This window comes from Nitrosococcus oceani ATCC 19707, from assembly GCF_000012805.1.
GTDB lineage: Bacteria > Pseudomonadota > Gammaproteobacteria > Nitrosococcales > Nitrosococcaceae > Nitrosococcus > Nitrosococcus oceani.
The window spans coordinates 2,135,096-2,161,925 of record NC_007484.1; the positions used below are offsets into that span (position 1 = coordinate 2,135,096).

Annotated in this window: 19 protein-coding genes and 1 pseudogene; 6 read left to right on the forward strand and 14 right to left on the reverse strand. The window is 53.2% G+C overall.

Going from position 1 to position 26,830, the window contains the following annotated elements; all coding sequences use genetic code 11:
* Window position 1: 1 nt before the first annotated feature.
* The 6 genes from NOC_RS10100 to NOC_RS17460 all read right to left on the reverse strand — a co-directional run bounded on the left by NOC_RS10100 (window position 2) and on the right by NOC_RS17460 (window position 7,875).
* Window positions 2-676 carry a YkgJ family cysteine cluster protein gene (locus NOC_RS10100; protein WP_002808976.1) on the reverse strand — a complete coding sequence of 225 codons (675 nt, stop codon included), beginning with the start codon at window positions 674-676 and terminating at the stop codon, window positions 2-4.
* 28 nt (window positions 677-704) lie between these two features.
* Window positions 705-2,105, reverse strand: a complete 1,401-nt coding sequence (locus NOC_RS10105; RefSeq protein ID WP_002810821.1) for an eCIS core domain-containing protein — start codon at window positions 2,103-2,105, stop codon at window positions 705-707.
* Entirely contained in the window at window positions 2,102-4,465 is a 2,364-nt protein-coding gene (locus tag NOC_RS10110) for an AAA family ATPase (protein ID WP_002811350.1), read from the reverse strand. Before NOC_RS10110 ends, NOC_RS10105 begins: the two co-directional genes overlap by 4 nt.
* Before the next feature lie 132 nt (window positions 4,466-4,597).
* Window positions 4,598-4,855, reverse strand: coding sequence for a hypothetical protein (locus NOC_RS10115; protein ID WP_002809952.1), 258 nt, complete (start codon window positions 4,853-4,855; stop codon window positions 4,598-4,600).
* A gap of 633 nt (window positions 4,856-5,488) precedes the next feature.
* Window positions 5,489-6,895: a sigma-54 interaction domain-containing protein gene (locus NOC_RS10120; RefSeq protein ID WP_011330785.1), complete on the reverse strand. Its 1,407-nt coding sequence runs from the start codon at window positions 6,893-6,895 to the stop codon at window positions 5,489-5,491.
* A gap of 785 nt (window positions 6,896-7,680) precedes the next feature.
* Entirely contained in the window at window positions 7,681-7,875 is a 195-nt protein-coding gene (locus NOC_RS17460; protein ID WP_147094444.1) for a hypothetical protein, read from the reverse strand.
* Between the two features lie 105 nt (window positions 7,876-7,980).
* Between NOC_RS17460 and NOC_RS10125 the strand changes: the two genes are divergently transcribed.
* From NOC_RS10125 to NOC_RS10135, 3 genes are all read left to right on the forward strand, one after another.
* Window positions 7,981-8,421, forward strand: coding sequence for a transposase (locus NOC_RS10125; RefSeq protein ID WP_081430972.1), 441 nt, complete (start codon window positions 7,981-7,983; stop codon window positions 8,419-8,421).
* Between the two features lie 112 nt (window positions 8,422-8,533).
* Window positions 8,534-9,556 (forward strand): hypothetical protein, encoded by a 1,023-nt coding sequence (locus NOC_RS10130; RefSeq protein ID WP_002809770.1) that lies wholly within the window; start codon window positions 8,534-8,536, stop codon window positions 9,554-9,556.
* A gap of 1,379 nt (window positions 9,557-10,935) precedes the next feature.
* Window positions 10,936-13,659 (forward strand): caspase family protein, encoded by a 2,724-nt coding sequence (locus NOC_RS10135; RefSeq protein ID WP_002811687.1) that lies wholly within the window; start codon window positions 10,936-10,938, stop codon window positions 13,657-13,659.
* On the opposite strand, the gene NOC_RS18205 is transcribed toward NOC_RS10135, so the two are convergent.
* Complete coding sequence (locus tag NOC_RS18205) at window positions 13,656-14,150, reverse strand: hypothetical protein (protein ID WP_244859950.1); 495 nt, start codon at window positions 14,148-14,150, stop codon at window positions 13,656-13,658. The genes NOC_RS10135 and NOC_RS18205 overlap by 4 nt on opposite strands.
* 174 nt (window positions 14,151-14,324) lie before the next feature.
* On the opposite strand from NOC_RS18205, the gene NOC_RS10140 reads away from it, so the two are divergent.
* Window positions 14,325-15,707, forward strand: a complete 1,383-nt coding sequence (locus NOC_RS10140; RefSeq protein WP_244859951.1) for a hypothetical protein — start codon at window positions 14,325-14,327, stop codon at window positions 15,705-15,707.
* Between the two features lie 506 nt (window positions 15,708-16,213).
* Here the strand turns inward: NOC_RS10140 and NOC_RS10145 are convergent.
* Window positions 16,214-16,690: a DUF7282 domain-containing protein gene (locus NOC_RS10145; protein ID WP_244859952.1), complete on the reverse strand. Its 477-nt coding sequence runs from the start codon at window positions 16,688-16,690 to the stop codon at window positions 16,214-16,216.
* A gap of 344 nt (window positions 16,691-17,034) precedes the next feature.
* Here NOC_RS10145 and NOC_RS16910 point away from each other — a divergent pair.
* Window positions 17,035-17,181 (forward strand): annotated as a pseudogene (locus tag NOC_RS16910) (XRE family transcriptional regulator); the annotation flags it as partial.
* An 88-nt stretch (window positions 17,182-17,269) separates the two neighbouring features.
* Here NOC_RS16910 and NOC_RS10155 read toward each other — a convergent pair.
* The 6 genes from NOC_RS10155 to NOC_RS10175 all read right to left on the reverse strand — a co-directional run bounded on the left by NOC_RS10155 (window position 17,270) and on the right by NOC_RS10175 (window position 22,741).
* On the reverse strand, window positions 17,270-18,190 hold the full coding sequence (locus NOC_RS10155) for a hydroxymethylglutaryl-CoA lyase (protein WP_002809231.1): 921 nt from the start codon (window positions 18,188-18,190) through the stop codon (window positions 17,270-17,272).
* Between the two features lie 7 nt (window positions 18,191-18,197).
* On the reverse strand, window positions 18,198-18,983 hold the full coding sequence (locus NOC_RS10160) for an enoyl-CoA hydratase-related protein (protein ID WP_002809230.1): 786 nt from the start codon (window positions 18,981-18,983) through the stop codon (window positions 18,198-18,200).
* Between the two features lie 6 nt (window positions 18,984-18,989).
* Window positions 18,990-20,597 carry a carboxyl transferase domain-containing protein gene (locus NOC_RS10165; RefSeq protein ID WP_002810094.1) on the reverse strand — a complete coding sequence of 536 codons (1,608 nt, stop codon included), beginning with the start codon at window positions 20,595-20,597 and terminating at the stop codon, window positions 18,990-18,992.
* 38 nt (window positions 20,598-20,635) lie between these two features.
* Entirely contained in the window at window positions 20,636-21,811 is a 1,176-nt protein-coding gene (locus NOC_RS10170) for a thiolase family protein (RefSeq protein ID WP_002811017.1), read from the reverse strand.
* A 166-nt stretch (window positions 21,812-21,977) separates the two neighbouring features.
* A complete protein-coding gene (locus NOC_RS17465) occupies window positions 21,978-22,232 on the reverse strand; it encodes a hypothetical protein (protein WP_147094445.1) in 255 nt (84 codons plus the stop codon).
* Between the two features lie 29 nt (window positions 22,233-22,261).
* Window positions 22,262-22,741, reverse strand: a complete 480-nt coding sequence (locus tag NOC_RS10175) for a hypothetical protein (protein WP_002810396.1) — start codon at window positions 22,739-22,741, stop codon at window positions 22,262-22,264.
* Between the two features lie 300 nt (window positions 22,742-23,041).
* On the opposite strand from NOC_RS10175, the gene NOC_RS10180 reads away from it, so the two are divergent.
* Window positions 23,042-26,461 carry a methylmalonyl-CoA mutase family protein gene (locus NOC_RS10180; RefSeq protein ID WP_011330789.1) on the forward strand — a complete coding sequence of 1,140 codons (3,420 nt, stop codon included), beginning with the start codon at window positions 23,042-23,044 and terminating at the stop codon, window positions 26,459-26,461.
* Window positions 26,462-26,830: the final 369 nt, after the last annotated feature.

The window sequence follows — 26,830 nt, forward strand, 5'->3', positions numbered from 1 at the left end:
GCTAAGTCTCCCTGCTCTCTGAGATTTGTGTTTCCACGCACTCCGGCCAATCCGAATCATCAACGCGCGGATTAATCACACCCTTTTCAAAATCCAGCCAAATACGCTTGTCCTTCCGGCAATCGTACCCTCGGCACGGAATCGGCCGCTGTTCATAAACCGTGCAGCCGCCTGTGCATCTATCCAGATGGGTGCAATAACCATCCGTATCGCGTAAATTCATGTATGGTTGCCCTAAATTCCATTTCACAATCCCCTCTTGGACATCTTCCTTTGAAAGCGCCAGCGGCAAACGGCAACAAGCCGCCTTGCATAAATGAACGCGACTCTTGCAGTCGATCTCAGCAGCGCCTTTAAACTCATATTTGCTGATACCAAATTCTTGCATCGCCACCGCCATGCCGCGCTCGACATATTCTCGTCGCAATTGCTCGGAAGCCTGCTCGCACTTTGCCTTGAGAGCTTCTCCATCTATTGCACCGGCCTCCACTAGCAGCTCGACCAACGCTTGCAACGTAGCCTTTGCCTCATGGACCTCGGCTGTATTGGCATTAGCGCGGTTATGGGTGTAGACAAGACCACGCAGAAAATCATGGTTAGTGCCCTCCGTCTTGTTGCAGGAAGTTTCAGTTGGAGCAGCCGGCATAATTGGCGATCTTGCACTCTGTTGTTTCATTGTTTTAACAACCCCGAACTCTGATCCGTTATTCCCGTAAGCGCAGCGGCGGCAGACCAAAGCGGCTTTCAGAACGCTGGGTAATGCCAGTCCGGAAAAAGATTTCTACCCGGCGGTTGCGGGCGCGATCAGCTTCCGCACGTTCCGGAACCAGCGGTTCTCCTTCACCCCTGCCGCTGGCGGACTTAATCTTGCTGCCTTCTACTCCACGACTAAGAAGATAGTCGCACACCGCATTGGCGCGCTGCTCCGACAGGCGCTGATTAAAGGCCAGAGGACCAGTGGTATCGGCATACCCGACAATCTCGATCTCAGCATAAGGATTGGATTTGACCTGATTTGCTAAATCGTTCAATTGGCGACGATGGTGCGGTTCTAGTGCGGCACTTTCCAAGCGAAATCTATCGAGTATCCAGTGGAAAGTGGTACCAAGCTGGATCCTCGCCGAGCGCAGATCAAGCCTAGGCTCTGGCAGTTTGAAACGCGGCACGGTTTGTCTACGTGACCCCAAACCCAACTGTTCTGCTGACCGGCGAGCAACCTCGGAAATGATGCGCTCATGCTCACGCTGCCTTTCCTCAATAGGCCTCCAGCGCTCCAATTCTCTTTGCAACTGCCGAACTTGCTCACGCAGGCGCTCTCGCTCCTGGGGATCATGCGGCCGGATCATTTCTATTGCCCCTTGGATATCTCCTTGCGCAATGCGGCTAAAAACTTCCGCTCCGCGTTGAATATCGCGGACAGCGACTCCACCCACCTTCCAACCTTTCTCACTGTCATAGGCAACGCCTTCACGCAGAGCGCGATTTAACAAATTGCGCAACTGCCCTTCAAGGAAACCCTCCTCGCGTTCCTGTCGTTGAATAACAGGCGGTACGCCTAAAGTGGACCTCTCCGCATGCTGGCCTTGCAGAGCCTGATGTGCTGCTTTATGGGCGGCTTGTTCAAAGGGATCCCCCGGCTGACTAATTTGACTGGTAGTTCTCGCTCCCGCTCCGCGCTGCTGGATGATGTGCGCTAGTTCGTGAGCGATCAATTCTTTACCTGCCAGCGAGTCAGATGACGTTGCCCCAGCCCCTAGATAAATATCATCACCCTGAGTAAACGCTTTGGCGTTAAGGGAATCCGCAGCGGCATGTGCAGCAGGGTCATCGTGGAGACAAACGCGGCTGAAATCGGCGCCAAAAGATTGTTCCATCTCTGCCTGGGTTTTCGCTTCGAGGAGTTTTCCAGTCGTTTTCCAGCCTAGCAGCTTGTTAATCGCCCTATTGCCTGCTCGCCAGAGCATTTTTGGCAATTGGGTAAGCCAGCGAGAATCTTCATGGTGGGGAAGATCTGAACGGCGAGAAGCTGAAGCCTTTTCCCGAGGACGAGCAGCCTTGCCCTCTTCTTTATCCCTCGGTTTCCAAGACCGTTGCGGGTCTCTCATGCTGACGCCTCTCGCGCGACGATTCCCAGTTCAGTCGCCGAAAGCGGTTTGCCCAGTTTTTGATACTCCCGGCGCACCGCCTGAAGTACATGGGCCATGGTCACCGGACCCTTCTTTTCCGCCGCAAGAAAGGCAGCAGCGAGGGCAATGTTCTTGATATTGCCGCCGTTCAGTTTGAATTGTTGAGCCAAAAAATCGAAATCTACTTCTTTGGCCAAGGGTGTTTCTATTGGCCAAATTCCAGCCCAAATCCGCCTGCGGCTGGCTTCATCGGGAACAGGAAAATGGACTGTAAAAGCCAACCTACGCACGAAAGCCTCGTCCAAATTCTGGCGCAGATTGGTCGCCAGAATGGCAATGCCTTCGTAGGTTTCCATCTTTTGTAGCAGATAGGAAATTTCCACATTGGCATAACGATCATGGGAATCGCGCACTTCAGAGCGCTTGCCGAAGAGGGCATCAGCCTCATCAAAAAAGAGAATGGCATTGGCATTCTCAGCCGCAGTGAAAATACGCTCCAAATTCTTTTCCGTTTCGCCAATATACTTGCTGATTACGGTGGAAAGGTTAATCTTATAAAGATCGAGTGCTAACTTATTGGCCATGATCTCTGCGGCCATGGTCTTGCCGGTACCGGAAGGCCCGGAGAACAAAGCATTAACGCCTTTGCCCAGAGAGAGCTTGCGATCAAACCCCCATTCGCCTAACACCTGGTGATGATGGTGAACCCACTGGCATATCTCCCGCAATTGGGCCATGCTATCGTCAGGCAAAACAATATCGTTCCAGGTGTACTTGGGCTGTATTTTCTTGGCCAATGTCGCTAACTCGTGACCGGATTGAGTGCGGGCTGCGGCAAACAGGTCACTGAGCGTGGGTTGAATTCTGGATTGAGAGGGTAACTCCTCCGGTGCCTGGGTAATGCTCCGCAGAAGTGCCTGGTTGCATGCAGTGACGGCTGCCTCGGCAATCTGGTTGGGGGTTAAGCGGAACCGGTTAGCAAGGCTATCCAAATCCCTTGAGCTGAGTGCCCTATCTTCCGCTGCCAAATTAGCCTGCCAGCAGGATCGGCGCTCAGCAAAGTCCGGTATGGGGAAGGATACCTCGATCACGCCCGTAGGAATTCGTCCCCTAGGTACCCAGGGCTGGGTGCCCGCCAAGATGACGATACCTGCATCTTGAGCCAAGGCATCGAGCAGTGCTTGATATGGGATAGCCCGTTCTTCCCTAAGCAAAGTGTCCATCCCCTCAAGATATAAAACGGCGTTTTGAAACCAGGCTTCGCGGAACAGGATTTTCAGCACGCGCTCGAAATCGGGATCAACGGTAAGAGCATGGAGTAGGTCCACAATCAGAAGAGGCCTATTGACCTTTGCTGCCAATGCTTCCGCCATACGACGCTTACCTATGCCATGGGGTCCGTGGAAATACAGCCGCAATGGTCGGTGCGCTTCCCTGGCTTGGAGAATCAAAGCAGGTAGCGCTTGCTTTATTCCCGTATTGAAAAAGGCTTCATCCAAAGAGGTGTTGGACTCCACCATCTCGCAACATGGCGCCAACCGTGAATCGAGATTCTCTTGCCCCAGTAGTAAGCGGATAATCTGCTCATCGATCTTGAGATAATGGCTCAACAGGGAGGGTGAAGTCTGCTGCGAATCGGGAATTAGCTGAACCAGGTTGTGCTGAATGAGGGGGGCTTCTGGTGCAAAGTAGATACGGTTTTTAAGCTTCTCTGCTGTCGTTAAACTCAATAAATTAAGTACCAAATCGATGCTAGGCCGCCGGCGGGTCACATCATCCTGAAGGTAGGCATATAACCGCTCATAGCGCAGATCGATCTCAGGCGCAAGCGCCAGAAGAAGTACATCAAGCTCAAAGGAAGACAGATTGAAAACCTGCTGCAGCCAGGCTAGCCGCGAACCTTCACCTAGTGCCTCATCCGACAAAGTTTCTTCCAATTGTTTGTCAGGGAAATGAAAAACAGGTCTTCCAGGCTCACGCGTTAGCAACTGTTCTGCTTCACTTTTGCTGATATGAAGGCCCCGGAAAGGATTAGCAGCGGCTTTAGGTCCATAAACCGTCTGGGCCACAGCGATTGCCTGTTCAAGCAGGCGATCCAACCGCTTTAATGCGGGTAATAAGTCGCGAAGGTACGGATCATCCGGGGTTGTTTCTATCCCTTCTTCCTTCCATGATTCTTCTGGCATAGCCTCTGCTCGCTTAGAGAATGCTCCGACCTCCTCTGTTTCCTCTAGCGAAGCTTCTGCTAATTCTTCCTCGGGCTCGACAAAGGATTCCTCATCCAGTGGTTGGATTGGCTCATCGCGCCGTTGTTTTTGCCTGCGTTTCCAAAACCCCATGGTGCTTGGATCTCCCGTATCGTAATTTCCTATGGAGATAATCCAACCGCTTCAATGCAAGAAGATATTTTTAAATACAGCTTCTTGTTTGATGTGCTGAGTTCCTCGCTAAGGAGTGGTCTCAAATCTTATTCAGTCCCTCGTCATTTTTCCTTTAGCGTAGGAGTACACAAATTTGCCTTCTCCCGTAACCATCTTAGTGACTTCGCCCTCAGCTACTAAACATTCAAGGGCTTTCTCTATTGTCTCCGTGGCTTCTTTAAACCGCTGTCGCGTTAACCACCAACGGGCAATCCCCTCTACACTGTCCGCCGCGTTAGGATGGGCATCAAAATAATGTTTAATTGCATTTGCCACTGCAGCAAGTTCCTCCTCATTGTGGTCGGGCACGAGATGATTCCTACATTGAACTTAATTGTAAAAAGGCAGCTTACATGCCATCTGTAATAAAAATTATTATGTAACTGAATTAACAAAAGAATTTATTTATTAGAGAAGCGAAGTAAGAAAACGAATCACATGCAAGGTGAGTAAAAATCTACCCATCCTAAAGAGGTATCGCAAAACAAACGATTAATAAACAAAAATTTTTTGGTGGGTCATTTTTGTCCCACCATAGGTCAAAAATGACCCAGTCAATAGGACGAATTTTTAAAATTCATGATGCTGCCGTATTTTTAAGCATATGAATAAAATGTGAGGTGTTGTAGGAGCGAGCTGATGGTGTTCCGCAAACCCATGTTTCCTTCCTAAAAAAGGGTTTACGAAGACTTCCGTGTCTCCTGGCCCCACGTCACCGGCTCGCTTCAGAAATACTTCAAAGTTTTTACTGCAATACTTATATTGAAGTCACCCAGGATAAAACGCAGGCGATGACGGCGCATGGGGCTTCAGTAAAGCCGGGATGTTCTTTTGCTCTTTAAAGGAAGAAATGACAGCTGAATCCGTAATCGCGCCAGGTGCGGATCAGTCAATAAGAGACGATAAGTTCGCCCTCACCGTTCATACGCGAGATAGAAAGGGCTATATGTCTTTACTTTTAATATAAAAAGCTCTGTTGATTTGATATTTCTTAAGCAATTTACCGAAGGTGCGCCGCTCCTTTCCCGCCCGTTTTGCAGCCAGGGAAATATTCCCATGGCATTCGGCCATAAGACATTCCAGATATTGCTTCTCGAAGTGCGCAATAACCTGGGTTTTAGCTTGATTAAAGCTCCCTCTATAGCCACCCGGGGATTCCAATGGAGGGTTATTTTCACTTCCTATCGAAGGAAGTCTTTGGGGTGGCAGGGGGATCAACGGACCTTTGGAGAGCAGCAAGGCCCGGTGAACGAAGTTTTCCAACTCCCGCACATTACCCGGCCAAGGATAATTTTTCATCCAAACAAGCGTGGTCGGATGGAAGGCTTGGGGGGATCGGCAATATTTAAGGCTGTATTGATAGAGAAAATGTGTAGCCAATGATTCAATATCGCCCGATCTTTCTCGCAAAGGGGGCAAGAAAAGCGGCATGACATTGAGACGAAATAACAAATCTTGACGGAAATTCCCGCGCCTCACTAAGGCCTCCAAATCCTCATTGCTGGCGGAGATAACCCGTACATCTGCCTGTTTTAGACTCCGACTCCCCAAGGGTCGGTATTCCTGATTCTGCAAAAAACGCAGTAAAGCCACCTGCGCCTTCGGGGAGAGGGATTCCACTTCATCGAGAAACAAAGTCCCTTGGTGAGCTTGGGCTACCAACCCTAGTTGAGCTTCTTTAGCATCCGTATAAGCACCGCGCTCGTGGCCAAAAAGCTCGTTTTCCAACAGCGTATCTGAGAGGGCCCCACAATTGATAGGAATGAAAGGATGGTCTTGCCGCAAGCCGAGGTAATGAATAGCGCGGGCGGCCATTTCCTTACCGGTGCCCGTTTCGCCTTCGATCAATACGGGGGCTTCGCACTCGCTCAGGGCTTTTATCAATTCGAGGGCATTTAAAAAGGCGGGCGATTGTCCAATCAGATTTAGACTAGCCAACTCATCTCGGAACACTAATGGATGAGGAGAAACCTGTGGTGGCATTATCCCCTCACAACCCCGGGCTAGGCGTAATGACAGCTCCTTCCCCTGGCAGGGCCAACGTAGAATTTCCCGGCAGTAGGCTAGCAGCTCCGCATCCCAAGGAGCTTTATCATCGGCAATCACCACTAAAGCGGGGGTTATCCATTGCTCCCGCAGACTAGAAAGCAGACGATCGCGAGGAAAATGGTTTGAGCCTATGGCCAGAACGATCGGTGTGCCCGGGAGCATTAGTGCCTGTGCGAGCCAATCGTGACCCTGCACGCTTTGAACTGGTCGGTTAAGCGCTTTCAAAGCAGTGCAGAGGATATCTTCAACCGCACGGGACACAAAAGAAACGAGGTTCAGGGGCACTGGGGTTGTATTCATTATTTCGCTCCTTCATCCTACAAACCCGTGGTCCATACTGAAGGCATGGGCAGACATGCACAGTCCAACCGATGAGGTGGCAGTAGGAAAATGCTAAGCTTGATAGACCTCTTGTCTGCCTCTCCCTCTAGCGTCTTATCACCCTGCAGTCCGCTTGCTTTGGGGATGTCTTATTTTTTAAGTTTTTTATTGTGAGCGCGGCCCTTTATCCCTGATATTAGTAGGCGTCACCTTACTTTGCCAACATATTTGCATTTGAAACCATTAATATCACACGTATTTCCCTCTCTCTGGTTTAAGGGGATTGCCTGTTATTAAATACCCTAGGGGAGTAAGCGTTTTTTCTCTGTAAATTCTTGTACCCAATAGTTGTGACATATTTACAACACTTCTCGATTTTCCTCAGTTGAATTATGAAGTGGCCAGCCAGGGATGGGGCAAGGGCTTTCCAGCCACTTCAGGAGCTGGCAGGCTTGAGAGCCTATCTATGGGCAGCGTGAACGGTTGTTGGAGTACGCTGCGGCACATATCCCGCCTATGATGAAAGCACGGAGGAAATAAATCTCCAGTTCGTCATCCTGTGGTGCTAGAGATTAGTGGTAAGGCTGGGAAGGGCCACTGTAGAGACTCTCCTACAGACCCTGACCTGACCGGGCATTACCGCGAAGGGATTCTACTTGAGATGAGCACAGTCAATTGGCACTGCTCGATACCTATCATGAAGGTAGGGCACGATGTGAACTGGCGATTGAGTCTGCACTGAAATTAAAAAACAGCATCTATCCTTAAAAGAGGAAATCGCCTCTTTTCTTCAGGCCAAATTTCCCCAAGATCCAGCGCTTGGCGGAAAAGCGGAAAAGCTGTAGGCCGAGATCGGTTTTGAGGATGAAGAGCCATCCATCCTCAGGCTGCAAAGCCGCGATCAACACGAGGCTCCGCAAAACGCGCGAGCGCATCAGACGACCGATGCGTTTTATCACCAGTATACCGCAAGGCTATATATTATAGAGTCTGACCCCTTTTGACCCCTTTTATTTTAAACAATCATAAAGCTCTATGAACATCAGGGCCGCCCGCTTGTCTATATCGACGAAAGCGGCTTTGCGCATGACATGCCCCGTACACACAGATACGCGCGGGTTGGACAGCGCTGCTACGGACTGTGTGACTGGCACGCCAAAGGCCGGACAAATGCTATCGGCGCTTTGATTGGCAAGGCTTTGCTCACAGTCGGGTTATTCACAGCAAACATTACGGCAAACATTTTTACGGCATGGGTAAAACAGGATTTGTTGCCGCAATTGCCGGAAAACGCCGTCATCGTCATGGATAACGCCACGTTCCACAAACGGCTGGACACACAAGAGAGTCTCCGAAAGGCCGGCCATACCCTGCTTTTCCTGCCGCCTTACTTTGCAGAGCTCAACCCCATCGAACAAAAATGGGCGCACATCAAAGCCATCAGAAAACCACTCTCCTGCTCTATCGATGACCTCTTCAAAATTGAATCATTTTATGTGACGTAGGCTATAGTGGAGTCAGGCAACTGGATTTTCTGTGAAATATTCACAGAACCCCGCTATTGCAAAAACTATCAACATAGGCTAGATCTTTAGCTACAAAAAAGAGGGTGCCGCCATGCGCATGACCAGAGCTGAGTTTCAGAACTATCTTGATGCACGGGCTGGTCACGCCATTTATCTTGATCCGGGTCTTTATGAAGGCCCCGTTGAGGTGCCACCACAAACTAGTGTGATTGGTATCCCCGGAAGAACGGTGATCTGGGGCACTGGCATTAATGATTGTCCTGTAATGCATTTCATGCCGTCCTCCTCAGAACGCCTTAATGAAAACCTCATCTGCTCTGGTCTTGTCATCGCGGCTGATTCGAAACGTGTTGTCCCTGCTCTGCGGCTTAGCCATTGGCGTTATGGCAGGCTCTCCGACATTGTGGTCCTGAGCCGTTCCGATGGCGTCATCCTTGATGGATGGCACGGTAGTGTGGCGGAGCGTATTGTATGCTGGAGCCACAACGCTTGGCTCTACCTTACCCACGATCTGAAATTGCCCCGCGTTCCGGGAGCGAAGCATACGCAGACTGGAATTCGTTTACGCAGTGGTGACGACCTTGATGCCCCCTGGCCCGCGATGTATGCGAGCTTTCGTGACTGCGTTATTAATGGATCTAGCGAGGAGAGTGAGTATCCCGCGGTGGAAATGGAACGGGGAAAATCTGGCGGCCATCTCAACCAGATAAGTTGGGAGGGGGGTTGGATCCAGCGAACGAAAACGGCATTCCGAATCAAGGATGCTTCGAGTCGGCCCCATCACTTCGCGTTCCGGTCCGTAGGCTGTGAGCAAATCACTAATTTTATCGACGCTGATGGTATCGACTTCGTCACAATCGATAGCTGCACGCTCCAAGGCCCTGGCCGCCATTGGCCAGCCCTGAAGGTACCGGCCTGTCAGCGCCTCACGATCCGTGATACCTCTGCGGTGGGTCTAATCGATTTTAGCAATAACCATCACGCTTCGGCTAACCTAGTCGCTGCGAACAGTAATGTGGAAGGCCTTGCCAGCGGTAGCCCCGATGAACTCTACGCTTATATGATTTTGGGTTATTCTATTGACGGAGCGCACGGCATCTGGAAACGGCCTTGAACGCTGATAGTGAATTATTTAGCTATTGTTCCTCAATCCTATAGGGAGATTATTAGGCTCGGCGCCTGTTGATATTTTTATTGAGCTGCGCCTTCCGCCCAGCGCAGGCATTGTCAGCCATCGCAATATACCCCCGCAGTAATCGGCCATTCAATGCTTTAATGTGCTCCAGGATCGGAAGCCTCAGGAACAATTCATTACAGTTCCTTAAGGAATAAAACCGACACCGTAAGCAGATAATCGCTTACCCTTCAGAACCACTAATAACTTCTCTGCCGCCGACTCAGGCTGTCCACCATAGCCATACCCCTACTCTCGGCATATGGCGATGAAATAGACTTTCTCATAGCCATGCCGTATGCCAAAAAGCTTTTTTATTTATCGTCGTTCAGGAAAAAACTGGACGCACACCTTATGTCTATAGAAATAATTTTAATGTTTAAAAAATGCGGTACTAGCCTTTCATTTTTCTATACTTTTTGTCATTTAATCAGGCGCTTATAAAACTTACAAAAAATTCAAAAAAATACGGCAAAGCACCCTGTTTTTATAAATTCGGATAATGTGAACTATTTCACTCAACCGATATAAATTAGTAAACAGAAAACACATTACTCCATTGGCTATCCTGTCATCAAGATAAAGGAATACTGACATTACTAAATTACTAAATTACTAAATTACTAAATTACTAAATTACTAAATTACTAAATTACTAAATTACTAAATTACTAAATTACTAAATTAAGTAACAGGAGAAATACTTTATTAAATCTGTATAAGCAGAAAAAAATAGGAAGAGTTTTTAGATTTTCTTATCAAGAATAGCCCAGGTAATTTTAATAAATGATAAATAGAACGGAAATCTTAGGCGGGAGAAAATACGCCTAATATAATCAAATGGAAAATAACCCGCCTTAACAATACACAAGGATAGTGGAAATTTAGAGGTTGTAGCACGCAAGGGTAACCGTTTAGCCCATTACTGGAGAAAAGCAAATGGTGGTCCTTGGCAGCATAGTACAGATTTTTAAGCTATAAAAAGTATCAGGCCACATAGTTTACTCTGGCACTTTATTGAAAAATCCTATCCTGGCGGTATACCCCCAGGATAGAAATGAAACGAAAAAAGAAAAACATCAGAAAATGATGTACCACACAATGAAAAATATTTTTAGTTTAGAACACTTATGAAGACACCTAGGGGAACCACATGCCTTGTCAAAGAAAGGTGACTTTCCGCTCAAGTATTTTCAGGCAATCTATCATCTACAAGCAAGAAAGATTTACCAAAGAAATGGCAATTGACTGCTAACAACAGGCATTAAATACATGAGAACGGGCCGGTGCAAACCTGCCAAAAAAAGGGAGCAGATCCTATGTCAAGAACATTTCAGTCGGTCACTGGTTCCGAATTCCAGGATGTGGTCGCCGCCTACCCTTTCACCCGCCGGGTGACGGAAGTGCATCTTCATCACACCTGGCGCCCCCGGCAGCAAGACTATCGGGGGCTGGCCACCCTCGAAGGCATGTGGCGCTTCCATACCCAGACCCATGGCTGGAGTGATATTGCCCAGCATGTCACCATCGCCCCGGATGGGACCATCTGGCTTTGCCGCAATTTTAACTGGTCGCCGGCCAGCGCCCGCGGCTTTAACGGCAACCGGAAAGCCGGTCCATTCATGATTGAGCTGATTGGCGATTTCGATATCGGCAAGGAAACCATCACGGACCCGCAAATGGAAGCCATGCTGACGGTGATCAAGACCATTCAGGATCACTTCAAGCTCCATCCTTCCCAGCTTCGCTTCCACAATGAAATGTCGGGCAAGACCTGCCCCGGAACCGGCTTCGACAAGGCTCAACTTATCAGGGACATTGAAGGCCACGCCCTGGAAGGCAGCACTGCAAGCCGCGGCGGGGATACCCCCTTTCCCGAGCGGGCGGGCCGGGCGTTTGAATTGATGCGCGGCCTTAATCCTTATGCCCGGCAAACTGATGAGATGGACGAGGCCGAGCATGCGGTCGGCTACGAGGCGCTTGAGCAGGCCTCCCGCAGCCGGTTATTCGGTCCTGAACTGACCGACGAAATGATCAATGCGCTCACAGATTATGTGGTCAACCTGGAATGGGGGCAATTTTCCGATTCGGGCCGCATCGGAACCACGCCCGGCGATGTGGACCGGCTGTTCGAGGAAGCAATACCGGCCGAGATCGAAGCGGCCAAAGCCCGCCAGGAAAAAGCCCGGCTTTTATTCTACGCTCATGGCGGGCTGGTGTCGGAGGAAAATGCTTTGCTCGGCGCTTTCAGCCAGCTCAAGTTCTGGCGCCGCAATAATGTCTATCCGATTTTCTTTATCTGGGAGACGGGCTTTGCCGAGACTATCCGGCAGCTGATCAGCGCCGCCGTTGACAGGACGCGGGCGCGGGCGCGTATTTCCTGGGCAACCGATAACATTATTGAAGAGGTGGTGCGGGCGCTCGGCAGTCCTCGGGTATGGGGCGGGATGAAAGCCAGCGCTTTGCTGGCCAGCGAACCCGATGGCGGTGCGGCCTATGTGGCGCAAAAAGCAGCCGACCTTTTGCAAAAGCACGGCGATGATATTGAATTTCACACGGTCGGCCATAGCGCGGGCTCTATTTTCCATGCCCATTTCATGGCGGCGCTCGTGAACAGGGGCGCCCGCCTCAAAACCGCCCATTATCTTGCCCCCGCCATCCGCTCCGATCTTTTTCACAAAATTGTCGCGCCGCATCTTGGCAACAGCATCGGGCCCCTGACGGTGTTCACCATGACCAAACAATTGGAAAGGGACGATACCGTCACCCCCCTTTATCGTAAATCGCTTTTGTACCTGATTTACGAAGCCCTGGAAGAAAAGCGTCAGACCGATATCCTCGGGCTTGAAATCTCACTGCGCGCCGACGATAAGGCGCGGGAGATATTCGGATTGCGGGGCACGCCTTCAGACCGGGGGGAAGTAGTGTGGTCACCGAGCAGCAATGCTGACTCGGGCAGCGCCAGCCAATCCTCTATCCATAGCGGCTTTGATGAAGACAAGGCCACCATGGAAAGCATCGCCCGGCGCGTCCTCAACCGGCGTGAAGGCCAGCCCATCGCGCCCTTTGAGCCGTCGCGCTCACGGGCGGCGGTCGATTTCTGGCAAGACCAGATTGACTGGCCGGAGCCTCTTGAGGCCTTGATGAGCAATGGCGCCGCCGCTGCCCCGGCTCCGGCCGGGGTAGCCCCCACCGTTATCGTCCCCCCGGCGGTGCAGCCCGGCCATCGGCCCAGTACCGGCCGCAAGCTTGCCCTGTGCGTCGGCATCGATCAGTATCCACGCAGCCCCTTAAGCGGTTGTGTGGCCGATGCCCGTTTATGGGAGCGTACGCTTTCCAACCTCGGTTTCACCACCAGCCGATTGCTGGATCAGGAGGCCACCGCCGAGACCATTCGCACCCAATTGCGCACCCTGGTGCAAAACAGCAGCCCCGGCAATGTGCTGGTCTTCCAGTTCGCCGGACACGGCACCTGGATCGAGGATATTTCAGGGGATGAGGGAGACGGCGACACGCCGGATGGGGACGAATGCTTGTGCGCCGTGGATTGTGAAAGCGGGGAGGACGGCTTAATCATTGACGATCAGCTTCGCGTTATCCTCAACGATCTCCCAAGCGGCGTCGCCATGACTTGCTTTTTTGATTGCTGCCATTCCGGGACGGCCACCCGGGCATTATTACGGCCCTTTAGAACAGGGGCGCGGGGTGGAGAAACGCGCCCGCGTTATCTGGCGCCCTCGGCAGCCATGAAGCAGGCCTTTAAAAACCTTAAAAACCGAGCGGCGCGCCAAGGCGCTATGGGCACCAATACCATGCGCGAGGTGCTGTTCAGCGCCTGCCGCTCAGGCGAACTGGCCTATGAGAGCAACGGCCAGGGCGATTTCACCGCGCGCGCCGCGCAGGTGCTCGCCAATGGCATCGGCTCGCTCACCAACCGGGGTTTTCACGACCAGGTGCTGGAGAAATTCGGCCAAGCGCCCCGCCAGCACCCGGAACTGGACTGTCAGCCCGAGCGGCTCAGCGCTCCGTTGCTTAATCTTTAAGAAAGGCTGAGGCGCGAATGAAAGGCCCGCCTATCCCTACTCCAACGGCCCCCGAGGCCGTTGAAGCCATCGCCCAGAGCCGGGGCGGACAGCCGGCACCCGGCGCCGGCAAGCCCGCCGGACCCGAACCTGGAGAAGGTCAACGCTACCGGATAAGCGCGCGCATCGACCGGGCCGAGTACACCCGGTTGCATGAGCGAACACCGGGAGAGCCCCTTTACCGGCCCCTTCGAATTTACGCCCTGAACCCGGCCGTGTCGCGCCTTGACGGCGGCATCGCCGCAACCAAAATCCAGTATGAGCCCCTGGCGCCGGGACCAAAAGGCTCGATTCTGGAAGTCGATTCCCAGGATGCCGAGGGCCGCACCTACCCCAAGGCCAATCTTGAGGACCCCCTGGTGCTGCTGGAGGGGGGCTACACCCCCTCCCTCTCTTCGCCCTGCTTCCACCAGCAAATGGTCTATGCGGTGGCGATGATGACCTACAACCACTTCAAAGTGGCCCTCGGGCGCAATGTGGCCTGGTCATTCGCGCCCCGCGATCCGGCATCGGGAAACAACCGGCTGCTGCTACGTCCCCACGGGGCGCGGGAGGCTAACGCCTGGTACGATCGAACCCGGGGTGAAATCGTCTTTGGCTACTTCAAGGCGAAAAACTCAACGCCGGTGGTGCGTCAAGACGAGGGGTATGTATTCACCTGCACTTCCCACGATATCATCGTCCACGAAATGAGCCATGCCTTGCTTGATGGCCTCAGAGCCCACTTTCTCCATCCTACCCAGGGCGACGTGCTGGCCTTTCATGAAGCATTTGCCGATCTTATCGCCGTGTTCCAGCACTTCACCTTTGAAGACGTGGTGCGGGCCGAAGTCGCCTGCTCGCGGGGCAACCTTGAGAAGGCCGAGTTGCTCATTGACATCGCCCAGGAATTTGGCCGCAGCCTTGGCGAAGACGGACGGGCGCTGAGAACTTTGGTGGATTTGGCGGAACATTGCCATATTGGCGGCCACGATCACCAAATCAAATCCGGCGCCAATCCTCTGACCTATGACAATGCAGGGGTAGAACCCCATGAACGGGGCCGTGTGCTGGCCTGCGCCGTCTTTTCGGCATTTCTGACCCTTTACCGGCGGCGAACGCGCCGCTATATCAAGCTGGCCACCCACGGCACGGGGGAGCTGCCCAAGGGCGATCTCTCCGATGGGTTGACCGATTTTCTGGTTGCCGAGGTGCGGCGGCTGGCCAATCAGTTTCTGACCATCTGCATCCGCGCGATTGATTATTGCCCTCCTGTGGACATGCGCTTTAGCGACTACCTGCGCGCCCTGATCACCGCCGACCAGGATGTGGCCCCCGACGATGACTGGGCTTACCGGGAGGCCATTATCCATGCCTTTGGCGAGCGGGGAATTTATGGCGAAGGCACGCCCACCATGACCGAGGATGCGCTCACCTGGGGCGGGCCGCGTCTTCCCATCGAGCCGGAGCCGGAGCTTAGCTTTGGACGCATGAAATTTGACAGCGATCCGGCCAAGCCTGCGGACGTTGCGGAGATGCGCCGGCAAGCGGGCGCCCTCGGGCGGCTCGCCACGCGCGTGGAATTGGCGGCGGAATTTGGGCTGGTCAGCCCCTCCAGCGCCGCTTTTGCCAGCGGCGAGTATGGCCTGCCCGTGGTGGAATCGGTGCGCTCGGTGCGGCGTGTGGGTCCGGACAAGCAGGTGGTTTTCGATATGGTGGCTGAAATCATTCAGACCCGGCGCGTTAAAGATCGCCAGGGACGTCAATTCTCTTTCTATGGCGGCTCCACCGTTATCCTGGGTCCCCGCGGCGGCGTCCGCTTTATCATCCGCAAACGGGTCGATCATGAGAAGCGGCTGGAAACCCAGCGCGAGTTTATGCACAGCACCGACGAGGCGGCATTCTGGGAAGCGGAGGGAAACCGCGTTCGCCCGGCACGTGATCTTTCCCGGCGCCTGTGCGTTCGCTTCCGCGCCAGCCCTAACTCGGAAAGCGAGGCAAGCGACGTACCGGCGCCGGGCCCTCGATAAAGCGCATAAGTAATGAGACAGTCCACTGATAAAAACCCCCACCTACGGCAGACAGATTCTTCAAACCTTGTGTCAGAGGCCGGAAAGCCAGCGTTTTCCAACCACTTAGTCTCACCAACGAGGGGAGTCCATGTCCCAACCGAGCGCGCCAAGAGTCGCGGATTCTCAGGTTACAAACCCGCGAACAACCCGAGGCTCTGCAAGACGCGCGAGCGTATCAGACGACCGACACGTTTTATCACCAGTATGCCGCAAGGCTATATATTATAGAGTCTGACCCCTTTTGTTTTATCCTGCACGGGCTGTTCTATCCGGCTTGCTTCAGCTCCAGGGCACCAGGCAAGAATTGCGCTTGTTTGAGCCCGGGATAGTTTCTTTTGGGACATACCTTTGGGCTTTATCATCCTGAAGGTACAAATGGGTGGTCGGTATGAACTGCTGGCCATCATCAGCAAGGCCGCCCGATAGGAGCGGCCTTGGTATAAAACGGATATGCAAACCTAAGCTTATTCAATATCCATGGGTACGATAACCGGCTTACCATCCTGGATCACCGGTACGTCCACATCCGTCCTATCGACGCCGAATTCATAGGTACCTTTCTCGCCGGTGTCCTCGTGCAGCATGACGAAGACCTTGTCGCCGGAGGCAACTTCCTCATCCAGGCTAACGCTGACGTCTTCTTGGGTACCGGATTTCACTGCCGAATAGCCAATGGATTGTGGTGCAATAATATTGCCATGCTCGTCGCTGGCGTGAATCACCACGAAACCATCATCCGGGACGGTTACACTATCCACAGTGATTTCGCTGCCTGCCGGTTGAGGCGACACTTCGATTGCCGCCTTTTCGGCGGCGATGACAAAGCCGGCCACGCCGGTCATAGCCAGTACTAGCGGTAGAGTACGAAATTTCATCCCATTGCTCCTTTCTTGCCAAGTCAATGAATCCTGTTTCGCTTTCACCAAGCTAGATGAGTACATCAAAGTATAGGAAAAATAAACCACCTTTTCCATGAGGATTGAATGTACGGAAAGCTGGGAAGGCCGGGGAAGCTGGCTTGGCTGTCAATCACTATGATAATCCATCGAAAAACAACTGCACTCCGGTTCAGCTAGCACAAAAAAATCAAAGTCTCTGCCCCCTCAAGAATTTTGGCGATTGCCCCCGATTCCAGGATAGCGCGATGATTTCCAATTCCCCGCTACAATTCGGGCCGTGTTCAATGCCGGTATCGAACACCCGCTTTAACAGGCGCGCCCAACGGATGCCGCAGAATGTGGCGCCTCCTCATTCGCATCGCTTGGGTTGTTTTTGCATTCCACCAAAATTATTCGGTGTCACGCAACCGTGTGTCTCCGATCTCATGCGGGGCAAAATCGAATTGTTTAGTCTGGCCTCCTTGGCCAACATGGCGACGGTAGCCGGTTTGCATGTCGAGTTACATGGGCATGAGCCGGAAACTGCACCATAAATCATCACGCATATTTTATTCAGAATAATCAATGGACTGCTGTTACAAGATGAATAGAAACGTTGGGTTTACCCCGGTCTGAGCGGTTTCAAGTTATCTGCTTCAAGCGGCTTATCCGCGCCCGGCCTACCCGGCTTTGGTTCTCCCGGGTCAGGGTTTGGCAAATATAATTACCCACCTCGATCAGTTTTTTAAGATCCACGCCGGTTTCAATACCCATTCCCTCCAACATATACACGACATCTTCCGTCGCTACATTGCCAGTGGCTCCCTTGGCATAAGGACACCCACCCAAACCAGCCACAGCGCTGTCAATAACGGAGACCCCAAGTTCCAGGCAAGCAAAAATATTGGCCAGCGCCTGGCCGTAGGTATCATGGAAATGCACCGCCAACCGCGCCAGGGGAATCTCTTCCGCCACCGCCGCCAGTAGCTGTTGGGCCTGCAAGGGAGTGCCGATCCCAATGGTATCGCCGAGGCTGATCTCATCCACGCCCAGATCGGCAAACCAGCGCGCCAAACGGGCCACCTGGCGAGCTGCCACCGGACCCTCGTAGGGGCAACCCAAAACACAAGATAGATAGGCCCGCACCCCTAGCCGTTTTTCCCGAGCCTTGGCAATCACCGGCTGATAACGATCCAGTGATTCCGCCACGGAACAATGGATATTTTTTTGGCAAAAGGTCTCCGTTACCCCGGTGAATACGGCAATATCCGCAACCCCGGCGGCAAGCGCCCGCTCCAGTCCGGCCTGATTGGGCACCAGCACCGGATAGCGCACGCCGGGCTGGCGTTGAACGCCGGCATACACCGCTTCGGCATCCGCCAATTGGGGCACCCAGCGGGGACTGACAAAGCTGGTCGCCTCGATAACCGGCAGCCCCGTTTCAGCCAACCGCTGAATAAACTCGATTTTAGTGGCCGTTTCCACTCTGCCGGGTTCATTTTGCAGGCCGTCGCGGGGCCCCACTTCAACGAGTTTGACCCGATCAGGAAATAATGCGCTCATCGATGAATCAATACCGCCAGCGGGGCGGGCGTTTTTCTAAAAAAGCAGCGATTCCTTCTTGCCCTTCTGGCGAGCCGCGCAGACGGGCAAGCATCTCACCGGTATATTCCCGCAGACTCTCCCCTCCCGGTTCAAGCCGAGCCAATAATCGTTTGCATTCGGCTATGGCTAGCGGCCCCGCCTTGAGAAGTCGGCGCACCTGGGAGGCCACAGCGGTTTCCAGCTCATCGGCATTCACCACCTGATGCACCAGTCCCAGCCGGAGAGCGACAGCACTGGGAATCAACTCACCACTCAGAAAAAACCGCCGTGCTTGGCGGGGGCCAATGGCGGCGACCACATAGGGGGCAATAATAGCGGGCACCAATCCAAGCCGAACCTCGCTGAAGGCAAAACTGGCGGAAGACACAGCGATGGCAATATCGCAACAGGCTATCACCCCAATCGCTCCCCCATAGGCAGGACCATTGATCTTGGCAATGGTAGGCTGGGGCAAACGGTTCAATAACCGCATTACCATGGCCAATTGCTGCGCATCCTGGCGATTGTTCTCTTCCGTTTCCAAACCCATGGCGCGCATCCACTGAAGGTCGGCGCCACTGGAAAAGCTTTCTCCCTGGCCGGTGAAAATCACTACCCGTATGGTCTCATCCTTGGCAATCGCCTGTAGCTGGCGGTGTAAAAGAGTGACCATTCGCCCGTCCAGGGCATTATGGCGGGCGGGAGTATTGAGCGTAAGCGTGCAAACACCCCGTTCATCGGTTTCTATTCGAATCGGTTCTAAGTCCATCATGCTTCTCTACATGCGAAATACCCCATAACGGGTTTCCTCTATGGGCGCGTTGGCGGCGGCCTGGAGTCCTAACCCCAACACCCCTCGCGTCTCCGCCGGATCGATGATGCCATCATCCCATAGCCGGGCGGTAGCGAAATAAGGGTGGCCCTGGCGCTCATATTGTTGCCGGATTTCCTCTTTGAAAACTTTTTCCTCGGCCTCGCTCAAGGACTCTCCCCGGGCTTGAATACCTTCGGCCTTCAGAATTCCCAGCACCTCCGCCGCCGTCTCCCCCCCCATGACCGAGATCCGGGCATTAGGCCACAGCCAGAGCAGACGGGGACTATAGGCCCGGCCACACATGGCATAGTTGCCGGCACCGAAAGAGCCGCCCATGATCACCGTAAATTTGGGGACATTGGCACAGGCCACCGCATGCACCATTTTGGCCCCATCCTTGGCAATACCGCCGTGCTCATATTGCTTGCCTATCATAAAGCCCGTAATGTTTTGTAAAAAGACTAGAGGAATACCCCGTTGCGTGCAAAGCTGGATAAAATGGGCGCCCTTGAGAGCTGACTGGGAGAACAAAATCCCATTGTTAGCCACGATCCCCACCGGATAACCCTGAATTCGGGCAAACCCGCAGACCAGGGTCTTACCATAGAGGGCCTTGAACTCATAGAAATCAGAACCATCCACCAGGCGGGCAATCACCTCATGGACAGGATATTGATAGCGGGAATCGCGGGGAATCAAACCATAGATCTCTTCTGGCGGATAACGGGGTTCTGCCACTGGTTCCGGCTGGAAAGCACGGGTTTGATGAGGGTGAAGCTGGGCAATGATAGCCCGCGCCCTAGCCATGGCTTCGGAATCGCTAGCCACCAAATGATCCCCCACACCTGAAATCCGGCAGTGAACCTCTCCTCCTCCTAATTCCTCGGCTTCGACCTGCTCACCGGTAGCAGCCCGGACCAAGGGCGGGCCACCCAAAAAAATGGTGCCCTGATTTTTAACGATAATGGTCTCATCGGCCATAGCCGGCACATAGGCGCCACCAGCCGTGCAAGACCCCATTACTACGGCGATCTGGGGGATACCTTGGGCTGACATCCTGGCCTGGTAATAAAAAATCCGGCCAAAATGGTCCCGATCTGGAAAAACCTGATCCTGCATGGGAAGATAAGCACCGCCAGAATCCACCAGATAGAGACAAGGCAAATGGTTCTCAGCCGCGATTTCCTGAGCCCGGAGATGTTTTTTCACCGTCATGGGATAATAGGTGCCCCCTTTGACCGTGGCGTCGCTGGCAATGACCATCACCTCCCGACCATGAATCTGACCTATGCCAGTAATGATGCCGGCGCCAGGGAGTTCCACTTCATACATGCCATAGGCGGCCAAGGCGGACAATTCCAAAAAGGGACTACCCCGATCCAGAAGCGCCGCAACCCGCTCCCGGGGGAGTAATTTACCCCGCTTGAGGTGTTTTTCACGGGCGGCGGCGGAGCCTCCTTCCACCACCCGTTCCAAATGGGCCTGGAGATCCTTCACCAAAGACCGCAAATGGCTGTCGTTTTTAGCAAACTCCGGCGAAGAAGGGTCAAGCTTAGTCTTGATAATCGCCATTAATCAACTCCCTCCGCAGCATACCCCCAGTGTGTGTTTCACTCGATTTCTAGGGCCATGGCAGTGGCTTCACCCCCACCGATACAGAGGGCGGCGATCCCCCGCTGGAGGCCCCGCTGGCGTAGGGCATGGAGCAAGGTTACCACCAACCGGGCACCGCTAGCGCCAATGGGATGACCCACCGCACAGGCGCCACCCTTCACATTCACCTTGGCATGGTCCAGACCCAATTCCTTCATGGCGGCCAAGGCCACCACGGCGAAAGCCTCGTTGATTTCATAGAGATCCGCCTCCGGCCAGTCAAGTTTATCCTGGAGTTTTTTGATCGCCCCAATAGGGGCTGTAGTAAACTCCTCCGGTGCTTGGGCATGGCTCCCATGGGCCACAATCCGCGCCAGGGGAGACAGGCCCAGGGCAGCCGCAGTCGAGCGTTTCAGTAGCAACACGGCGGCAGCCCCATCGGAAAGGGAGGAGGCATTGGCCGCGGTGACCGTCCCCCCCTCGCGAAAAACCGGCTTTAAGGTGGGAATCTTGGCAATGTCACTCCGGCGGGGTTGTTCATCTTCATGGACCCGCCGCGCTTCCCGCCGCCCAGGCACGCTTAGCGGCACGATTTCAGCCACCAAGGCACCGTTATCCAGGGCAGCCACGGCGCGGCGAACCGATTCCGCGGCAAAGGCATCCTGCTGTTCCCGGCTAAAGCCGTAGCGATCCGCGCAAAGTTCCGCAAAATAGCCCATGGGCTGGCCATCCCGGGCGTTTTCCAGTCCATCTAAAAGCATGTGGTCAAGCACCTGTTGGTGCCCAAAGCGGAACCCCTGGCGGGCTTTGGGCAGCAGATAAGGCGCATTGCTCATGGACTCCATCCCACCAGCCAGTACCATCTCAGCGGAGCCTGCCAGGCAGAGATCATGCCCCAGCATGATAGCTTTCATTCCCGAACCGCAGACCTTATTGATTGTAGTGCAACCTACCGTTGCCGGAACTCCCGCCCCAAGCGCCGCCTGCCGGGCCGGCGCCTGCCCAGTGCCCGCTGGCAGCACGCACCCCATCACTACTTCGCTAATACGCGCCGCCTCCGCGCCACTGTCGGCCAGAACCGCCTGTAATACCGCCGAGCCTAATGCTGGTGCCGATAAGGGAGAAAGTTGACCGAGAAAACTACCTACCGGGGTTCTTCTGGCCGCAACAATGACAATATCATCTGGGTTCATGGCGATATTCCCTGTGGTCTATCTATTCCAGCAGCCTTTGATAACAGCATATCCCCTGGTTTACCGCCAGGCTCTATGATTATTCTTTAAACGGTTAATCTATAAAATATTTTATAGAAATCTACAGTCCTTCCATAAATATCTCATCACGCGGAGACTGCCTGCCTTAGCTGGCACCTGCTTGCAACAGGCAGGGAGGAAGCGTGAACCCTCCTTCGTTTTGTATTAAAGTTAAATACCTGGGTGCAGGTTGTTTAAACCGTCCTGTCGTGACAAGTAGGTAGACAGGCACAATATGTAACAGGCCACCGCTGTTGTGAGCCCTGCCGCCTAGGGCTACGGGTAAACCGGCGAAGGTGCCTTGAGGGATTGCCAGGTGGAAACCCTCTGGAAAAGGCTGGATTTGCAGGTCGTTTAACATGGCGTAAGTCCTGGCAAAAAGCCGTCTACTTAAACTGACGGTCGTTTACTCTTTCCTGTTTTTTCTTTAACCAATTTCCTGGTGAGATCTCCTAGAATATTCTTTTGATCTTTATTCTGTATCACATCCTTATTAAGCCTGCCAATAACTTTCCGAATGCGGTATACGCTGCTATCCTTGCTTTTTTCGTCCTTTGGAAAAAGCTCAAGAAGCGTAATATATTCATCGCAACTTTCTTTGCCTTTTATCCAATTTTCCCAGTAATCTTTAAGGATTTTTTTCTTGAGGTGACACGTCTTTATAGGATAATATTTTTTTATCTGTGCCTTTATTTGTGTCTTCCTCTCTTGGTTTAACGCGTGCTTGCTTAAATCCGCCAACAAAATGCTTCCCCCATACCACCGAAAAGATCTCTTAGTGTCTTTTTCCTCGGATAACCCTGGGAGCAATAACAGATCCCGGTTGAAATCTCCCAAGACCACGATGTTAATTTTATTGGATTCACACATTTTAGCCTTCCTCAAACATTTGCAACTTTAGAGGCTGCTGGAAAACTTCTTTATAGCGCCCAGGGCCACTACGGCGGAAAGCCTATTCATTTCACAGAGGTTCACCTTCAATCATCCAATACGGTTGATCGTTTCATCAGCAACACCTCAACGGCACATTATTGGATATGTGTTTTCTTAACGGACCAAAATTATTATTCCCACCCCTCTGGCGCTGAACTTTAAACGCCCTTTACTTTCTAATGTCTAAGAATAGACCAAAGTGTTTGGCAATGGCCTTTTTTTCACGGAGAAGTGGCCATGGCAATTCCCATTCGGCACCAAACTAAAACCCTTTCCAGGACAGCTCAGCTTCCCTTACGTTTTATCACGGCCACATCTTTGTTTGATGGACACGATGCAGCCATCAACATCATCCGGCGGATGCTCCAAGACCAAGGGGTGGAGATCGTCCATCTGGGGCATAACCGAGGCGTTGAGGAGATTGTCCGGGCCGCCTTGCAAGAAGATGCAGATGGTATCGCCATCAGTTCCTATCAAGGGGGGCACTTGGAGTTCTTCCGCTATCTGGTGGATCAATTGCGAACCCAGGGACGGGAAGACATGCTTGTCTTTGGCGGGGGTGGCGGCACCATCACCCCGGCAGAGGCCAGGGAATTGGAAATCTATGGGGTAGAAAAAATCTACCTGCCCCAAGAAGGAGCGCTCCAAGGATTAGAGGGAATCATTCAAGATATTATGGCCCGCACCCGCCGGGCTCGTCAGCCCCCGACATTTCCGAAAAAAATTATGCTCCAAGAATCGGCGGCCATAGGCCAAGCCCTCTCCCTCGTCGAAGCCGGCCAGTGGCAAAGCCCTATTATTGTCACAGGAAAAGCGCATATCCCCGTCATTGGCCTAACCGGCACCGGTGGCGCCGGTAAAAGCAGTCTCCTGGATGAATTACTGCATTATTTCCTAAAAAGTTTTCCCGATCTGCACCTTGCCGTACTAGCCTTGGACCCCACCCGGCACCGCACCGGGGGCGCCTTGCTGGGAGATCGCATTCGCCTGAACAGCCTGGCCGACCCCCGTATTTACCTGCGCTCCCTGGCCACCCGCAGCCGCCATGGAGTCACCTCCTCCTCCCTGCCCAAGCTGGTTTCCCTCCTAAAGTCCGTAGGCTTTGATCTTATTTTGATAGAAACGGCCGGCGCCGGCCAGGCGGATTCGGAAATCGTGGAGCTGGTGGATCTATCGGTTTACGTGATGACCAGCGACTATGGTGCCCCAACCCAGTTGGAGAAAATAGAAATGCTGGATTGCGCCGATCTGGTGGTGCTGAATAAATTCGATAAATCCGGTAGCCAGGATGCCCTACGGGATATTCGCCAGCAGTGGCGCCGCAACCACCTGGCCTTTTCTCTGCCCGACGAGCAAGTGCCCGTCTATGCTACCGTGGCCAGCGAATTTAACAATCCAGGGATTGCCAAGCTGTTTAGCGCCCTCTGCCAAAAACTGGCGGAGCGTTATCCAGAAAAGGCGCAAAAATGGCAAGCTGCCCTAGCGCCAAGCGTACCCTCATCTGGCCAGAAAGGCATTATCTCTTTCCGGCGAATTCACTACCTGGCTGAAATTAGTGAACAGGGCCGCCATATCCGCAATGGCATTAACAAGCAGGTCAAGGCGGCCTCCCAGGCCCAAAGTCATTATAAAAGCCTACAAGCCTTGACCGATCCCCATCTCCCTCCGCCCCTGGCCCATTATGCCCAGAAAATACTGGCAGAAAACCCGGAAGACAGCCTGTCCCAACTACGCCAGCACTACGAGGAAGCCCTGGAACAACTGACCGAGGAGGCCCTGGAGCATTTACGGCACTGGCCAGAAACCCGCCGCAGGCTGACTAACGAATACTATACCTATTCGGTTCGAGGACAGGAAATCCAGGGGGAAAACTATTATAAAAGCCTTAGCCACCTGCGAATTCCCAAGGTGGCCCTGCCCCGCTGCCAAGATTGGGGCGAGATTCTCCGCTTTCTCCTGGAAGAAAATGTGCCGGGGGAATACCCCTTCACCGCCGGCCTTTACCCTTACCGGCGAACCACGGAAGAACTGGCCCGGATGTTTGCCGGGGAAGGCACCCCTGAGCGCACCAATCGGCGCTTCCACTATCTGGTCAGGGGCCAGCCCTCCATCCGGCTCTCCACCGCCTTTGACCCCATCGTCTTGTATGGGGAGGACCCCGCGCCCCAGCCCGATGTCTTTGGCCGGATAGGCATGTCCGGCGTGTCCGTGGCGAGCCTGGATGACTTCAAAAAGCTCTTCTCCGGTTTTGACCTGTGCCAGCCCAACGTCTCAGTGTCCATGACGATTAATGGTCCGGCTCCCATGCTGCTGGCCTGGTTCTTTCATACCGCCATCGATCAGCAAGTGGAGAAATGCTTGCGCCGCCAAGGGAAGTGGAAAGCAGCCCAACAGCGGATCAAGGTCTTCTACCGGGACCAACCCCGTCCTCGCTATGGCGGCGATCTGCCCTCCGGGCACGATGGCTTGGGCCTGGGGCTACTCGGTGTTTCTGGCGAACAATTACTGCCCCGGGAGCACTATGAACAGATCCGCGCCGATGTCCTCCGGCATATCCGGGGCACCGTGCAGGCCGATATTTTGAAGGAAGAGCAAGCCCAGAACGAATGTATCTTTACCACCGAGTTTGGGCTCCGTCTGATGGGGGATATTCAAGAATATTTTATCGCCCACCAAATACGCCACTATTACAGCGTTTCCGTCAGCGGTTACCATATTGCCGAGGCCGGCGCCAACCCCATCACCCAACTGGCCTTTACCCTGGCGAACGGGTTTACCCTGGTGGAATATTACCTCTCCCGAGGCATGGCCATCGACGACTTTGCGCCCCAGATGAGCTTCTTCTTTAGTAACGCCCTCGATCCGGAATATGCGGTGATTGGCCGGGTGGCCCGGCGTATCTGGGCCCGCGCCATGCGGGAGCGCTATGGCGCGTCTCCCCGCAGCCAAATGCTGAAATACCATATCCAAACCTCGGGGCGCAGCCTCCAGGCCCAGGAGATTAATTTCAATGATATCCGCACCACCCTGGAGGCCTTGTACGCCATTTACGACAACTGCAACAGCTTGCATACCAATGCCTATGACGAGGCGGTGACCACCCCTACCGAGGAATCGGTACGCCGGGCTCTGGCCATTCAACTCATCATCAACCGGGAGCTGGGGCTGAATTACAACCAGAATGTCCTCCAGGGTTCTTTTCTCATCCAAGAACTGACTCGGCTGGTGGAAGAAGCCGTCTATCAGGAGCTCAATCGGCTCTCCGAGCGGGGCGGCGTGCTAGGCGCCATGGAAACCAATTATCAACGCAATAAAATCCAGGAAGAAAGTCTTTACTATGAAAGCCGCAAACACGATGGCAACCTGCCCATCGTGGGAGTCAATATTTTCCCCTCCCTCCGCCCGGAAAAAACCCTTTTATCCGGCCAGCTTACTCGCTCCAGCAAGGAAGAAAAACAAGCCCAGGTGGAAGCCGTTGAACTTTTCAAACACCGCCAAGCCGCCCAAGCAGAGGCGGCCCTGGCCCAACTCCAGCAGGTAGTCCGCCGAGGCGGCAACAGCTTTGAGGCGCTGATGCGCACCGTGCAACACTGCACCCTGGGGCAAATTACCCATGCCCTCTATGGCGTGGGAGGGCAATACCGGCGGCGGATGTAACCGGCCCGAATAATTCATAGGATCACCACGAAGGCACGAAAGACACAAAGAAATCTAAAAATTAAATGTTGACAGGGGCATTTGCCCGGACAAAAATGAATGGAAGCTAATAGAAACAGGCACTTAGCTTGATTCTGCCAGGATTAGATCTCACTTTTAACGTTTTATAAGGCGTCGTTTAGGAGGTCTACTGGTAGTTAGGGCGGCAGCTTAGTTGTCGGACCTAAATATAGATGCAAACTTAAAAATGGTCAAATTCGAGCAGATAATTTTTCCAATGTAATGTTGTGCTTTGATGATGACGCAATGGCACGTATGAGGGGTACGCCTGAATATATTGCCTCTAGAATTTTCCAAAATGCTAAGGAA

Excerpts from the sequence above, each read along its gene's own strand:
- NOC_RS10160 (WP_002809230.1), bottom strand. The coding sequence starts at position 18,983 with ATGATGGACTTAGAACCGATTCGAATAGAAACCGATGAACGGGGTGTT.
- NOC_RS10145 (WP_244859952.1), bottom strand. The coding sequence starts at position 16,690 with ATGTACTCATCTAGCTTGGTGAAAGCGAAACAGGATTCATTGACTTGG.
- NOC_RS10130 (WP_002809770.1), top strand. The coding sequence starts at position 8,534 with ATGCGCATGACCAGAGCTGAGTTTCAGAACTATCTTGATGCACGGGCT.
- NOC_RS10120 (WP_011330785.1), bottom strand. The coding sequence starts at position 6,895 with ATGAATACAACCCCAGTGCCCCTGAACCTCGTTTCTTTTGTGTCCCGT.
- NOC_RS10100 (WP_002808976.1), bottom strand. The coding sequence starts at position 676 with ATGAAACAACAGAGTGCAAGATCGCCAATTATGCCGGCTGCTCCAACT.
- NOC_RS10165 (WP_002810094.1), bottom strand. The coding sequence starts at position 20,597 with ATGGCGATTATCAAGACTAAGCTTGACCCTTCTTCGCCGGAGTTTGCT.
- NOC_RS10110 (WP_002811350.1), bottom strand. The coding sequence starts at position 4,465 with ATGGGGTTTTGGAAACGCAGGCAAAAACAACGGCGCGATGAGCCAATC.
- NOC_RS10170 (WP_002811017.1), bottom strand. The coding sequence starts at position 21,811 with ATGAACCCAGATGATATTGTCATTGTTGCGGCCAGAAGAACCCCGGTA.
- NOC_RS10175 (WP_002810396.1), bottom strand. The coding sequence starts at position 22,741 with ATGTGTGAATCCAATAAAATTAACATCGTGGTCTTGGGAGATTTCAAC.
- NOC_RS10135 (WP_002811687.1), top strand. The coding sequence starts at position 10,936 with ATGTCAAGAACATTTCAGTCGGTCACTGGTTCCGAATTCCAGGATGTG.
- NOC_RS17465 (WP_147094445.1), bottom strand. The coding sequence starts at position 22,232 with ATGTTAAACGACCTGCAAATCCAGCCTTTTCCAGAGGGTTTCCACCTG.
- NOC_RS10105 (WP_002810821.1), bottom strand. The coding sequence starts at position 2,105 with ATGAGAGACCCGCAACGGTCTTGGAAACCGAGGGATAAAGAAGAGGGC.
- NOC_RS10155 (WP_002809231.1), bottom strand. The coding sequence starts at position 18,190 with ATGAGCGCATTATTTCCTGATCGGGTCAAACTCGTTGAAGTGGGGCCC.
- NOC_RS10180 (WP_011330789.1), top strand. The coding sequence starts at position 23,042 with ATGGCAATTCCCATTCGGCACCAAACTAAAACCCTTTCCAGGACAGCT.